Source organism: Mobiluncus mulieris, assembly GCF_014204735.1.
GTDB classification, from domain to species: Bacteria; Actinomycetota; Actinomycetes; order Actinomycetales; family Actinomycetaceae; genus Mobiluncus; species Mobiluncus mulieris.
The window spans coordinates 2,179,482-2,192,260 of sequence record NZ_JACHMA010000001.1 but is presented as its reverse complement, the minus strand read 5'-3'; the positions used below and the strand labels follow the sequence as shown (position 1 = coordinate 2,192,260).

At 59.8% G+C, this 12,779-nt stretch carries 13 protein-coding genes; 5 read left to right on the top strand and 8 right to left on the bottom strand.

Annotated elements, in window-relative coordinates; all coding sequences use genetic code 11:
- Positions 1-13 precede the first annotated feature (13 nt).
- From F4555_RS09705 to F4555_RS09680, 6 genes are all read right to left on the bottom strand, one after another.
- Positions 14-409: an Rv3654c family TadE-like protein gene (locus tag F4555_RS09705; RefSeq protein WP_050756890.1), complete on the bottom strand. Its 396-nt coding sequence runs from the start codon at positions 407-409 to the stop codon at positions 14-16.
- Entirely contained in the window at positions 393-800 is a 408-nt protein-coding gene (locus F4555_RS09700; RefSeq protein WP_004013575.1) for a TadE family type IV pilus minor pilin, read from the bottom strand. Before F4555_RS09700 ends, F4555_RS09705 begins: the two co-directional genes overlap by 17 nt.
- Positions 800-1,063 (bottom strand): DUF4244 domain-containing protein, encoded by a 264-nt coding sequence (locus F4555_RS09695; protein ID WP_248613782.1) that lies wholly within the window; start codon positions 1,061-1,063, stop codon positions 800-802. Before F4555_RS09695 ends, F4555_RS09700 begins: the two co-directional genes overlap by 1 nt.
- 75 nt (positions 1,064-1,138) lie before the next feature.
- Complete coding sequence (locus tag F4555_RS09690; RefSeq protein ID WP_004013577.1) at positions 1,139-2,299, bottom strand: type II secretion system F family protein; 1,161 nt, start codon at positions 2,297-2,299, stop codon at positions 1,139-1,141.
- The gene (locus tag F4555_RS09685; RefSeq protein WP_004013578.1) at positions 2,292-3,602 is read right to left on the bottom strand and encodes a TadA family conjugal transfer-associated ATPase; all 1,311 of its coding nucleotides are present in this window, start codon (positions 3,600-3,602) and stop codon (positions 2,292-2,294) included. The genes F4555_RS09690 and F4555_RS09685 overlap by 8 nt, the downstream gene beginning before the upstream one ends.
- On the bottom strand, positions 3,599-4,741 hold the full coding sequence (locus tag F4555_RS09680; RefSeq protein ID WP_004013579.1) for a CpaE-like family protein: 1,143 nt from the start codon (positions 4,739-4,741) through the stop codon (positions 3,599-3,601). The genes F4555_RS09685 and F4555_RS09680 overlap by 4 nt, the downstream gene beginning before the upstream one ends.
- A gap of 187 nt (positions 4,742-4,928) precedes the next feature.
- Between F4555_RS09680 and F4555_RS09675 the strand changes: the two genes are divergently transcribed.
- From F4555_RS09675 to F4555_RS09665, 3 genes are all read left to right on the top strand, one after another.
- Positions 4,929-7,028 carry an adhesin gene (locus tag F4555_RS09675; RefSeq protein WP_115325693.1) on the top strand — a complete coding sequence of 700 codons (2,100 nt, stop codon included), beginning with the start codon at positions 4,929-4,931 and terminating at the stop codon, positions 7,026-7,028.
- Positions 7,029-7,138: 110 nt separating this feature from the next.
- Positions 7,139-8,500 carry a hypothetical protein gene (locus tag F4555_RS09670; protein ID WP_004572121.1) on the top strand — a complete coding sequence of 454 codons (1,362 nt, stop codon included), beginning with the start codon at positions 7,139-7,141 and terminating at the stop codon, positions 8,498-8,500.
- 134 nt (positions 8,501-8,634) lie between these two features.
- Positions 8,635-9,318 carry a Crp/Fnr family transcriptional regulator gene (locus tag F4555_RS09665; protein WP_004013583.1) on the top strand — a complete coding sequence of 228 codons (684 nt, stop codon included), beginning with the start codon at positions 8,635-8,637 and terminating at the stop codon, positions 9,316-9,318.
- A 106-nt stretch (positions 9,319-9,424) separates the two neighbouring features.
- On the opposite strand, the gene sp36 is transcribed toward F4555_RS09665, so the two are convergent.
- Entirely contained in the window at positions 9,425-9,580 is a 156-nt protein-coding gene (gene sp36, locus F4555_RS09660; protein WP_004013584.1) for a Sp36 family protein, read from the bottom strand.
- Between the two features lie 9 nt (positions 9,581-9,589).
- Positions 9,590-9,958 carry a WhiB family transcriptional regulator gene (locus tag F4555_RS09655; protein WP_004013585.1) on the bottom strand — a complete coding sequence of 123 codons (369 nt, stop codon included), beginning with the start codon at positions 9,956-9,958 and terminating at the stop codon, positions 9,590-9,592.
- A gap of 137 nt (positions 9,959-10,095) precedes the next feature.
- Between F4555_RS09655 and F4555_RS11380 the strand changes: the two genes are divergently transcribed.
- Positions 10,096-10,221 carry a hypothetical protein gene (locus tag F4555_RS11380; RefSeq protein WP_004015992.1) on the top strand — a complete coding sequence of 42 codons (126 nt, stop codon included), beginning with the start codon at positions 10,096-10,098 and terminating at the stop codon, positions 10,219-10,221.
- Positions 10,222-10,230: 9 nt separating this feature from the next.
- Positions 10,231-12,693 carry a transglycosylase domain-containing protein gene (locus tag F4555_RS09650; protein ID WP_115325694.1) on the top strand — a complete coding sequence of 821 codons (2,463 nt, stop codon included), beginning with the start codon at positions 10,231-10,233 and terminating at the stop codon, positions 12,691-12,693.
- Positions 12,694-12,779 lie beyond the last annotated feature (86 nt).

Sequence of the window (12,779 nt, the reverse complement as noted above, 5' to 3'; positions counted from 1 at the left end):
ATGCGGTTTCAGGTCACGGCCCGGCAAACTCCGGTCCGGCTTTCGCGCTGCCACGCGCTTCGGTTACCAGCCCGAAACCTAGGGGTTTCACGACTTCCACTTGCACAATCCAGCCGTTTACTTGGCATGATGCCAGCGTGGCACGGTTTTTCGCGGCGTATTCTGCGGCGGTGGCGCAGCCCGAGCCGCCGGTCAACACGTCGGTGGCGGCCATAAGTGCCGTTAAATCGGCGGCTTCATGAGCGGCGGTCGCACCGGCGGCCGCCACTGCGATTTGCGCCACTCCCAGCATCAGAGAGACCCCCAGCAGGATTAACCCCACCGCCATGACGGTGCCACTGCCACGTTCCCCTCGCAGTTGCCTGGTGAAACCACCGAGGCAAACGCCCGCTTTACCAAGAATCTTCACGGGCTATCACCGCCTCGGAACGAGCCGTCATTCCCAGCAGTCCCAACATGGATGGCAACTGCCGTGAGGCCACACAGTGCACGTCTTTCCCGACAGAACCTACGGTCAGGTTCCCCCCGCGACCCAGGAGTTGTTCCCCGGCCGCCAGCGCCTTGCCGGTGTCTTCCCCGATAGCCACGGCGCGGCAAGCCGCTCGTGCCGCCGCACTGACCTGTACCTGGGTCATGCCTGCCATCCCGGTCAAACCCAAAGCAACTATCACTAGGATTACCGCCGGGAAAGTCAAAGCCAGTTCGGCCGTGGCCATGCCGGACTCCGAACCCAAACGGGTTCGCAGTCCGACACGCCGTGACGCGTTCACGCGGCTTTTACCTAACTGACGTGTTTTCATCAGATTTGCAGCGCGGTTTGGATAATGTGCTGCAGGGCATCCTTGATTTCCCCGCCCTTCATAATCATCAACAACAGCCCGGCAAAGGCCGCCGCCGCAAGTGTTCCAATTGCGTATTCGGCGGTAGCCATGCCTTCTTCGGCGCGCAGCTTCCAGGCCAAGAAACGCGAGAGTTTCCCCCATTTCCCAACACTCTGCCCGGCAACCTGCCCGGCATCCACCGCCACCGCAGCATTGTCGATATTCTTCGGATTCTTTTCCATTATTTTCTCCTTCATTCTCTTGGAAATTGTCGACTGGGCACCCAGTCGACCCGCCCCGCAGATTTGCGGGGAAGTCTAGTTCGCCAGCAGTCCCTCCAGGGTGGAAACCACCACCGGCACGATTCCCAGCGCAAAAAACGCCGGCAGTAAACACACCCCGAGCGGCACCACCAGCCGCACCCCGAGTTTCTCGGCGGCATTGACCGCCTCGTGGGTCAAATGCGCCCGGGTTCGCGCCGCGCCGCGCACCAGCAGCGGCACGGGCGAGGCTCCCTCCTCCCAGGCGGGTTGCAACACGTCGGAAAGCTGTTCCCATTTCCCATCCGAATCCGACCAGGCTTCCTCCCAGCTCGCCCCCAACAGCAGCATCCGCGCCACTACAGCCAAATCTGTCTCGCTACTGGCGGCACTCACGGCCTGCAAAGAGGCCGTCAACGACACCCCGTTTTCCTGGCAGGCCGCGATAATATCCATTGCCAGGGTCGGATCCAGGCCGCTAACCCCCGGGTTCATGGCACGGCGAATCATCGCGTGTGACCACAGATTGCCCACCACCATCAACACCGCTCCGACCACGAAAATCCCCGTGTTCAAGCCCCCAGACAACGCCATCCCCAGCACGTCTACCCCAATGAAACTGGCCATTACCAGCGCCGCCAGGGGCAGCACCCCCAACAACCGGGCGGTGGCACGCGGGCCGACCTGGGCAGCGTGACGTTTCGCCCCGGCTTCAAGTTGGGCGGCAATCCCATCGGCCACCCGGGTCAAAATCTCGGCCAAAGGCGCTCCGACCTCGGTGGATACGGCGGTAGCAATAAACATGGCGCGCAGAGCGGCCGCTGTGGCTTCTTTGTGGTGCAGGGTTGCCAACGGATTGCGCGCAACCTGCCCCCGGAATCGGTGGCGCCAGTTTTCGTGGGGATTCTCGGCAAAGGCTTTTGCCGCCGCAAAATCCAAATCTGGGTGTAAACGACGCAAAGTCACTTCCCAGGCCGAAGCAATATCCGCCCCGGCAATCAGCCGCGTCGCGACCTCGGCGCACAGCATTCCCGCGTCAAGTTCTTTTAGTTTCGGTTTCATGAGGCGCGAGCCGATTTTTCGGCGTTTCCTCTGCTTTGGTGCCTGGCCTAATTCAGCGTCGACTTTGCGGATATTCGCGCCTATTCCCGCGATAATTCCTGCGCCGACCAGCAGCACCACAGCCACAACTAAAGATATTTCTTGGGTGTTATCCATCCAATCGCCTCCTCCCCAGAGCTATCCCCTCATGAACCCCGACGCAACCAACAGCTCCACCAGAACCTCCAGCGGACGGCGGGGTGTCACTGGCACCGTCGACACCACCTGCGGCACCACCCGCCCCAGCACTAAAACCGCTGTCGCCGCTGGGAATCCGCGCGGGTAAACCCAGTCGTGCGGCGAACTCTGGCCAGGCCGTGAGCCCCCGTGCCACCCCGTCGGCGCCAATCTCTAACACGGCCTCGGCGGCCAACTCGCCGCGCGCATTGCGACATAACCGCGCTAGTTGCACTACTTGGCGTCGCACTCGCCCGTTCTCTGCCTGGAAGCGCCGCAAATGCACCACCACCTCGAAGGCCGGCAGTGCCTGGGCGCACACGGTGTCGCGGCTCATCCCCGCCAAAGCTCCCAAGGCCTCTAGTCGGGCGGGCACTTCCACGGCCGAATTGGCGTGAATCGTAGCCCAGCCCCCGCGATGCCCCGTATTCAAAGCCGAAAGCATCTCGCGCACCTCCGGGCCGCGAGCCTCGCCCAGAATCAGCCGATCGGGTCGCATCCGCATCGCGGCTTTCACTAGATCCGACAGCGATACCCCGCCGGCACCCTGTACATTGTCCTTGCGAGCCTGCAGGTGGACCACATGGGGGTGATTGGGACGCAACTCCGAGACTTCTTCGATACAAATCAGGCGTTCCCCGGGGTCAATCAGCCCCAACAAACACGCCAGCAACGTGGTTTTCCCGGTGCCCGTAGCCCCCGTGACCAGCCCGGATACCTTGCCTTGGACAAGTCGCCCCAGGACTTCGGCCAGCCACGGGGTAATCATGCCCGAGGCAATCAGCTGTTCTGGACTCATCGCCAGCGGAGCCGGCACGCGCAACGACAACACGGTGGAAGCCCCGGAAAGCGGGGGTAACACCGCGTGCAGGCGCACCCCGGAAGGTAGGGTCGCATCAACTATCGGAGTCGCATCATCCAGGCGTTGCCCAGCGGCCGCAGCCATCCGCACCGCCATTTGCCGCAAAGACCCAGCGGAATCCAGATGGAAATCCTCGACGCGTTCCAGGCCGTGTCCCGCATCAATCCAGGCTTCTTCGGGCGAATTTACCAGCACGTCGGTCACTCCGGGTCGTGACAGCAAGGCACCCAGCGGGGCATCGATGCCTTCGAGAGATTGACGTAAACCCCGCGCCCCCGCTGCCAGCTCAGACGTGGTGGCGAAAGGGGGAGCGACCTGCAGGAATGCTTCCTCCGGGGCGGTGCCGGTCGCCACTGCCCGGCGCATCGCGAGCACACTCATGCTTCCACCTGCCAGCCGGTTGCGTTGGTGGGGGCGGATTCATGAGGTGTAATCCGCAACGATGGCCACTGGTTTTGAAACGCGTCCAGGTCTTGGTACACGCGATGGGCGATGGCCTCAAATTCGCGACGCACCGCTTTACGCGCCGGCCAATAGATACCTTCTTGATTCCACAGTTTTTGGTCTTTGGGGTGATTAGCGAGGCGGAATACGGGGATATCTAGATGTGTCGCTTTTAAAGCATGGTTGACCTGGTTGACGGGAAGGCTCCCGGCGGATTCTTGCATCAAGTACGTCGGCACTTTGTTCGCTGCTTTGCTCGGGTGCAACACCACGTCTTCCCAGGCCAAAACGGTTTGCCGGGTGCAGTTTCCCACCCAAATCTGGGCAGCCACCGCCAAATCCAGTGGATTTACCGCCATCCCGAAGTCCACTACGACCAGACGAAAAGCCTGGGTGAGGGCACGGAGCACCGCTTGAGCTTGCGAAAGCTGGCTGGGGGGAATAAAACCCGAGCCGCTGAGCACCGCGACCTCGCCCCACCGGGGGAGTCCCGCCGCGAGACGGAAAGGGGCGGGCAGCCCGGGGCGCAGTAGCTGGCGCCAATCCCAGCTAGTGCCGTGAAACGGAGCCAAATAGGCTCCGAGCGGTAAAGTTGAGCCGCTGAAATCCACTAGACACACGGTATTTTTCCAGTCGGAATCAGTATAGTTTCCTAAATCGACAGCGCCAGAGGTTTTAGATGTGATTTGTTCTTGGCTCCAGGCAACCTCGAAACAAGACTGGGCAAGCAAGGCCGCTGTGACGGTCGTGTTCACCCCGGAAACCAAACCGCGCACCCCGATCACTTGAGCCTGGGGTCGTTTAGAGCTGAGCAAAGCGAGGACTTGCTCTTCGTCTTGGGGCAACACCAGGTCACTTTTAGAGCCGCTGCCAGCCAAAGACACCGCCACGGCGTGGCGGGGCGCGAGATGGCGAACTTGGGGGGATGTCAAAACCAGAGCGGTGCCTGGCCAATAGCCGGGCGAAGGCTGGCGGTCAACCTTGAGGACGATTCCCGCCAAGTGAGCCAGGCGAGTAACGTGTTGAACCAACTGGGTTTCATCCCGAGTACATAACAGCGTGGCGATGTTTTCCATGACCCCAGTGTGGCGGGCGGCAGAGGCCGAGAACCAGGCACAGATTATTTTCCTGTGGATTAAAGGGGTTTTAGCCCGGTTGTGGAAAACTGAGAAAACCACTATCTGGCCAAGGAAAACTTCTGTTTTCAGGACCTGTTTAGCGCAAACTTAGGAAGTGTTATGACCGGCGTTATACAATCGAATTGTGTCTGATACGCCCCAACCACCGTTTCAACCGCCCGCAGATTCGGGGCGGGTCGGTTTCCCGTCGCGCCGTAATCGTCGCGGCGGTGCTGGGGAGTGGCCGGTGGTACCGGTGCCAAACCAGGGGATGCCCACGCCGGGTCATCGCGGCGGACAGCCCCTAAACCCAGGTCGAGGAATGCCCGGAATGCCCGGGGCAGCCGCGCAACCGGGGCAGCCGCGACCGGCAGGACGACCCGGAATGCCCGGCTCGGTTCCACCCGGTGGAATGCCGGGGATGCCGGGAATGACACCAATGCCGGGACAACCCCAACCCGTAATGCCGGGGATGCCGGGTATGCCTGGCGCAGGAATGGCGCGACAGCCCCACCCTGGCCCGCCCGGGATGCCGGGTCAAGGTGGCGCACCAGCGATGCCGCGCCGAAATCCCACGCCGGGAACCCCCACTAGTCCAGCGTTTTCTTCGGGGAGTGCCAGCCAATCCGGCATGCCCCTCATGAATCCGAGACCATCAGCCGCACCGAACCAACCCGGCGTGGCTGCAAACCCCGAGGCTTTTCAAGCGACACCGTCAGTCGCGCGAATGACGAGTCGATCCAGGCGCCAAGCCGGCAGCATATCCGCTGCCGGGCAGGGCGCGTCACCCGCGTCACCCACCCCGGCCGCCCCGGCCGCTCCGGCCGCCCCGACCGGCAGAGCGGCGCGACCCCGGCCAAAACCAGCCCCCAGTCGAGCCGCGAATCGCGCGCCAGGTGTGTCGAACCCGGCACAAAATCCAGTGCCGCTGACATCGTCTGAACCAGACGAATTGACTGCATTTTCAGTCGAGGCGGTGCCGGATTCTCTAAATCAAGGCGCACCTGTTCCAGGGCAAGCCCCCGCCCAGACCCCGAATCAAATCCAGCCTGAGCCGGGGGAAACGATAGAGTTGACGGCGCCGGACGCTGTGGATGATGCGCCGGACTTGGGTGCGGGTGACTTGACCAATCCGGCCGGGGTCGAACCGAGCGCCGCGCCTGGCGCGAAGCCTTCGGCTGAAACCGCCGATTCCACTGCCCCGGTTCGTGACCAATCCAAGCCCCCAGCGGAACCCAAAGCCCCCAAACCGCCGCCCAATACCTTGAAATCCAACCTGATTGGGATTTTCTCAGGGCTTTTCATCACGCCCGTAGCGATGAGCTTTATGATTTACGGCTGTAAAACCATGATGGATGCCGCCCATGCCGGCGGGATTCCCGCCGTGATTCTGGGGTTGTTTGAAATCCTCGCGGCGACTTCGCTTTTTGCCTTGACTGGCGTGGTGACAGGGTATTTCTCGTCGTTGTCTTGGGCGGTTTCCGCCTTGTGGCCGGTGTTGCTCACGGTTTTGGCCGGTCCCATTCGTTCCCTGGTGGCCTCGCATAACGACACGTTAACCGGGGTTTCGGATCGTTCCTTGTGGTGGGATTTCCTGGGTGGGGTCTCGACTTTGACGGCTTCAGGTTTGTTCCCGACCATGGCGATTGTGATGGTGGGGGCTTCCTTGGCTTCCCAGGTGGCGTATCTTTCGGGGCGCGAAATGACCCGCAAAGAACACCAGGTGATGGAAACGGTAGATAAACAGCCGGGCGAGCCGGTGGTGCCGCGGTCGCGCCACCGCGATCATTTCCTGTCCATAGTTATTGCCCTGGTGTGTAACACGGGGGGGATGCTGTCTTTGATTCCGCTGCATGATCGTCTGGCGGTGATTACAGGCGCGACGGGGCATATCACGGAGTTCCCGCCGGTGGCACAGTATGGTCTGCCGATTTTAGGGATTTTGCTGTTGTTTATAGAGGTTTACGCGGGTTCGCGTTCGGCGGCGGGTCTGTTCGTGGCGGGTTTCGTGTGCGGGGTTATTCCCGGGGTAGTTTTGACTTTCGGCGAGGTTTCCACTTCCGGGTGGACCGAGCATATGGTACAGTTTTTTTCCGAGCGTCTCACCGCTTCGATGCACGTGTCGGGCGGGCCTTTGACTGCCTTCGGGTTTGTGTTGATAGCTTGCGGTTTAACCCTGTATTGGTGTCGCCAGTCGGGTAAGCGTGATCAGCTCGAGGAGCTCGCCGCCACTGGGGTCATTTAGGGTTCATGAGGTGCCATTTACGTTCCGGGCGTAAGTTATAACGGTGTGGCAGCAGAGTATCACGGGGGTTTTGAGCTAACTTAGAGGGAGACTGTCGACAGGAGAGACCCGTGAACGAAACCGATAATCAGACCCAAGACCTGCCAGAATATCTGCGCAAGCAAGAGCCAGATTTGACAGGAAATGCCATCTTTCTCTCTGAAGAGAGCCTAACGGAAACACCGGTGATTCTTCCCGAAGATTCGTCAACCACGTCCACTGCTGGTCGTGAGGATTCAGGGGAAACCCCGGGGGTCGATACCCCGGATGTGTCGCCCACTACGGTGGTGGATGTGCCGCCTCAACCGGTCGAAACGAGGGAACCGGAAGCAGTGGCGGCGGTTAAGGACACGGCTAACTCCCCGGAAAATTCAACTCTATCAAGTCCCGTCTTGGGGAAAACGAAAAATCCCGAGCCGCAAGACCCAGAATCGGAAGATAACGCGGCGGGCGAAAGCCCCGCCGCAGCTGAGGAAAGTCCCGCCCCGGTAGAGAAAAGTCCGGTTTCCTCCGAGGCACCTCATGAAACCGTAATCCAACCGGAGGACGACGCGGTGCCAGACCCGGAAACGGCGGTCGCGCCACCGCGAAGCGCGGACTCGAACGAGGCTGCGCCGGGCGAAAAGCCTGCCCCTGTCCTCGGCGTGCCCAGTCCCTATCCGCAACCAGAATTGCCGCAAGAACCGCAGGTAGCTGCGCAAGCCGAGGCCAATTTCACCACGGATGGGGATTCGGAAACCACGGTGGTACGTCGCAAATCCCTGCTGGGAGGGCAAACCACCGAAACTATTGCCCCGCTTAATCCCCCGACGGGTGAAACTGGAGAACCCCAGTGGCAGCCGCGACCCGCGCAACTGCTGGGCAAGGAAGACACCCAGCTCAACGAGGCCACCGTTTTGGCCGGCGCTTCTATCAAGCCCGCGAAAATCTCGCGCGCGGGGGCACATTTCGGGTCTTTGCTGACCTGTCTGTTGGCCTTGCCTTTTGCCTGGGCTTTCCTGAAGCACTCTCACGGGTTGCTCTATGCAACCGCAGAATCCACTTTTAATACGGGTCGCTACTCGATAGAAGGCCTGAGCTACCTGGTATTAGGCCTGGCGCTGGTAGTGATAATGGGACTCGCGGCTCGCTTGTCCTCGCTGGGTCCCTTCCTGGTGGGAATCCTGGTGACTCTTGGCGGATTATCCTTTGTGGTGATGCCGGTATTTATCAAGAATAACCTTGATTCAACCTTGACGTGGTTGTCGAATTCCAAGCTTATTCCTTTCCAGAACTTGTCTTATTTCTTGGCCTCTTCGGGTTTCTCGGGGGATTTCCTGGCGATGGGGGTCGCCCTGTTAATGATTGGGGTTGTGGGTCACACCGCGCGGCGTCGCGGTCGCACCGACCAAATCGCGGACAAGGCCCTGGCCAAGACAGAAGCACTACAATAAAACGAAAAGCCAGGGTTTCGGATGGCGCCTCGTGAAGCCTGCGACTTCACGAGGCGCGAGCCGAAACTCCGGTGAATTTTAGCTGGCGCGCGGTCGCCACCAGAATCCGCGCCAAAGAATACCGGGAGGGATAAGTGGTCGAAGAAACCAATCTGGCGACTATGCGCATCCGCACCGGCGAGTTTTTCGAACGGGTCATGAAAAAGCTGGGCGATAAAGTTAACCGGGTCACCATGGAGGAACGGTTTCAATTCTCCAACTCTGGCGACCCCTTGAATCGGGTTTTTGCCTTGAAATCCGGGAAAGTAAAGTTGACGCGGTTGTCAACCCTAGGGCGTGACCACCTGTTGGAAATCCTCGGTCCGGGTGACGTATTCGGCCTGGAAGCACTGGTGGGCGAGAATGTGTGGTTCTATACCGCTACCTCTATGGAATCAGTCGAGGTCACCTGGGCGCACGTCGAGGATATGCGCCAGGTTCTGGCCGACAACCACAATTTAGAAATGCAACTGTTGCGATCCTTTGCGGCGTTAACCCAGCAACGCTATGAACGCACTATGACAATCCGGGACTTGGACGTGCCCGGACGTTTGGCAGCGGTTTTGCTGTATCTGGGGGAGCGTTTCGGCGAAACCAGCGAAGGCGGACTGGTGTTGCCACGCGGGCTGACCCAACGGGAACTGTCACAAATGATTGGAGCCTCGCGGGAAACCGCGAATAAAATCCTGGCGGATTTCTGTAATCGCGCCTGGATTACCCACGAAAACCGGCTAATTACCATCATTGACTGGGAACGGTTGAACCGACGTGCCTCTTGAACCAGCGACGCGGTTACGGCTGCCCCGCTTGGCTTTGGTGACTCCCGGGGGGATATATTTTCACGAGGTGCCAAGAATTTACGCTGGCACCTCGTGAAACCGACCCCTAGAGGGGACGTTTAAAGTAACCCACCAGCGAATCCGAACCACCCGGACCGGGCACAACCGCAACCAGCTCCCAGCCGTCTTGACCGAACTGGTCAAGAATCTGTTTCGTGTTGTGAACCAGCAGCGGAGCTGTGAGATATTCCCATTTCGTCATGTCTGCACTCTATCCTATTTTCACGGCAGTAGCGCGTTTCGAGGCTCGCACATGCGCCAAAACGTGAGGAGCGTGTTTAGTGCGCAATTCCTCGGCCAAAGTGTCGTCGGCTTCACGCAACCATTTCTCCCAGGACTTGACCTCGGGATAGTTACGCAACATGGCGCGGCGCTCCCGCTCTGTCAAGCCCCCCCACACCCCGAAAGAGGCGCGGGAATCCAAGGCATCGGCAAGGCATTCGATACGCACCGGGCAGCCGAAGCAAATCGAGCGAACCTCGCGCTGGGCAGCTCCTTGAACGAAAAGTTGATCTGGGGGGATATCCGCGCACAGAGCTTGCGCGGCCCACGTCTGGTCTCCATTGACTGACATACTCATCTTTCTACTAGACGTCCGTAACGTCTAAAATCTTAGTCAGGAAACAGTAAAACTTCAAGGCCGCTCTGATGATTGGGCGGGCGAAGCCATGCTTTTTAGGGTACAATCCCAGGTCAACACGAATTAGGCCACCACGGGTGGCGGCGGGAAGTCCTGACATTCACCCCGGACGCAACGCGGGGAAACTTCGCTTGGCAGCGGCACAAAATGCCGCCGCCAAGCTGGTTTTGAATCTAGTGGAAACCCGAGCGGAGAGGCTCTAAACTTGAGACATGGGGAATGAAACCGTGAACACCGGGTGTCCAGTACGCAAAATTCGGGTGGTAGGACTGCTGATAGCCTTTGTGGCGGCCTGTGCTGTGGCCGGGATTTTTACCGCCGGGCTGGCCTTGCCGGTGGTGGGAACCGCCGCTCTGGTCAGCGCCAAAGGAATGCAATCCTTCGACGATTTACCCAGTGATTTCACGGCTTCGCAGCCTTCGATGAAATCCATTATCACCGCTGCCGACGGCACTCAAATCGCTGAATTTTTCGCGGAAAACCGGATAGCGGTGCCGTTGAAGGACGTGGCGCGTACCCTGCAACAAGCCGTGGTGGCCATCGAAGATCGCCGCTTCCTGGAACACCGCGGGGTGGATATTGAGGGCATGAGCCGTGCGCTGTTGTCGAATCTGGCAGGCAACAACCTGCAGGGAGCCTCTACCTTGACCCAGCAGTATGTGAAAAACCTGCTGATAGAACAAGGCCGGGCTGCTGGCGACCCGGATATGATTGATGCCGCCTCCGAGACCACCATTGAACGCAAGGCGCGGGAAGCCAAACTAGCACTGTCCCTGGAACAAAAAATGTCGAAATCTGACATCCTGGAAGGCTACCTCAACATCGCCCAGTTCGGACCGTCGGTCTACGGGGTGGAAGCCGCCTCGCGACATTATTTCTCGAAATCCGCTAAAGACCTTTCTTTGGCTGAAGCCACGCTTTTAGCTGGAATTCCGCAATCACCTAATGGACACGACCCCGTAACCAACCCGAAATCCGCCACCCTACGCCAACACGCGGTTTTAGCGGCGATGGTGCGCGACGGATATATCACCGCCGCGCAACGTGACCAAGCGGCCGCATTCCCCATAGCGAAACTGTTGAAAGTCTCGAATGCCCAGCAAGGCTGCGGTCTGGCCGGCAACGCGGCGTATTTTTGTTCCTGGGTGGTGGGCGAGATTCTGTCTTCGCCGGAATTCGGAGCGACCTACGCCGAACGCCAACGTTTGCTGTTGCGCGGGGGGTTAGAGATTAAAACCACCCTGGATCCCAAAACCCAACAAGCCGCTTTTGACGCAATAACCGGGCGTATCCCCGTAGGCGACCCCTCGGATGTCAAGATTGCACTGTCCAGCGTTCAACCGGGAACCGGCAAAATTCTAGCGATGGCGCAAAACACCAATTTTGGGGTTGAACCCGGTAATAACGGGGTGACCGAGACTTCGTATAATGCCGATTACAACCACGGGGGTAATGCGGGTTTCCCTACCGGGTCAACCTTCAAGGTCTTTACCCTCACCCAGTGGTACCAAGAAGGCCACGGCGGGCTGGATGTGGTTGGCGGTCGCTACCTGGTGCCGCGACACGAATGGAATATCTCTTGTGCTCCGGAACTGGCGGTGGACTATTCCTTTTCGGAAACCGGCGAACTCAAGCGCGGTGCGATGACCGTGGAGAGTGGTACCGCGTACTCAGTCAACGGGGTGTTTATCGATATGGCCTCCAAAATGGATTTGTGCGATATTGCGAATACTGCCGCAAAATTGGGTGTTACCAAGCCTAACGGGACACCGCTGACCCCCAACCCGGCTTTTGTGATTGGGGCGGGTAACGCCACCCCGCTGCAGATGGCGAATGCCTATGCGACTTTCGCGTCCCACGGGGTGTTTTGTTCGCCGGTAGGCATCACCTCAGTGACGGATTCCACCGGGAAATCCTACGATGTGCCCACCGCGAACTGCCACCAAGTGTTAACCCCGGATGTGGCCGACAAGGTGGCTGTTACCCTGCAAGGGGCACTGCGCAGAGGACCGGGTTCCACCGCCGCGATTTCCCGCCCGGCGGCGGGTAAAACCGGCACCACCGACGTGAACGACAATACTTGGTGCGCGGGTTTCGTCCCGCAGCTGTCGGCCGCCATCTGGGTGGGGCATTCTAACGGTAATATTCCGGTGGGTCACCAGGTTATCGGGGGACGCTATTACGGCTCGTTTTTCGGTGCGTCCCTGGCGGCTCCAGCCTGGGCGACGTTCATGAATGGCGCTTTGAATGGCGTGCCAGTCGCCCCATTACCTCAGGTGAGTTTGGGAGGGGGACGTGCCTTTGCGAAAGTGACGGATTCTGATGCTACCATCAAGCCCACTCCGAATGTCAGCACTCCGACCCCGGGTGCCCCGGGAGCCCCGGGTGCCCCGGGTGCCCCGGGTGCCCCGGGAGGAAACGGCCGCGGGGGATTACATAACGGTGGTTCTGGCAACGCCGGGGGTAATGGTGCCGACAATCCGACTACCCCCGCTCAACCTGGTGGTGGCGCGAATGGTGGCACGAATGGTGGCGCGAATGGCGGCACGAATGGTGGCGCGGACGGCGGTAGCGGAAATGCCACGAGCCCCGGCGGTTCGGGGGATTCCACGAACCCGGGCGGCAACCCGGCTCCTCCCGCGCCGGCTCCGGCACCCGGCGGGGCGACGCAATGAAAACGGATACTTATCAAATGGTAACTTTTCTAAAGTAGTGACAGTGGCGGCCAGTCGTGGCCGTCACTGCGGTTGCGAACGTGGCC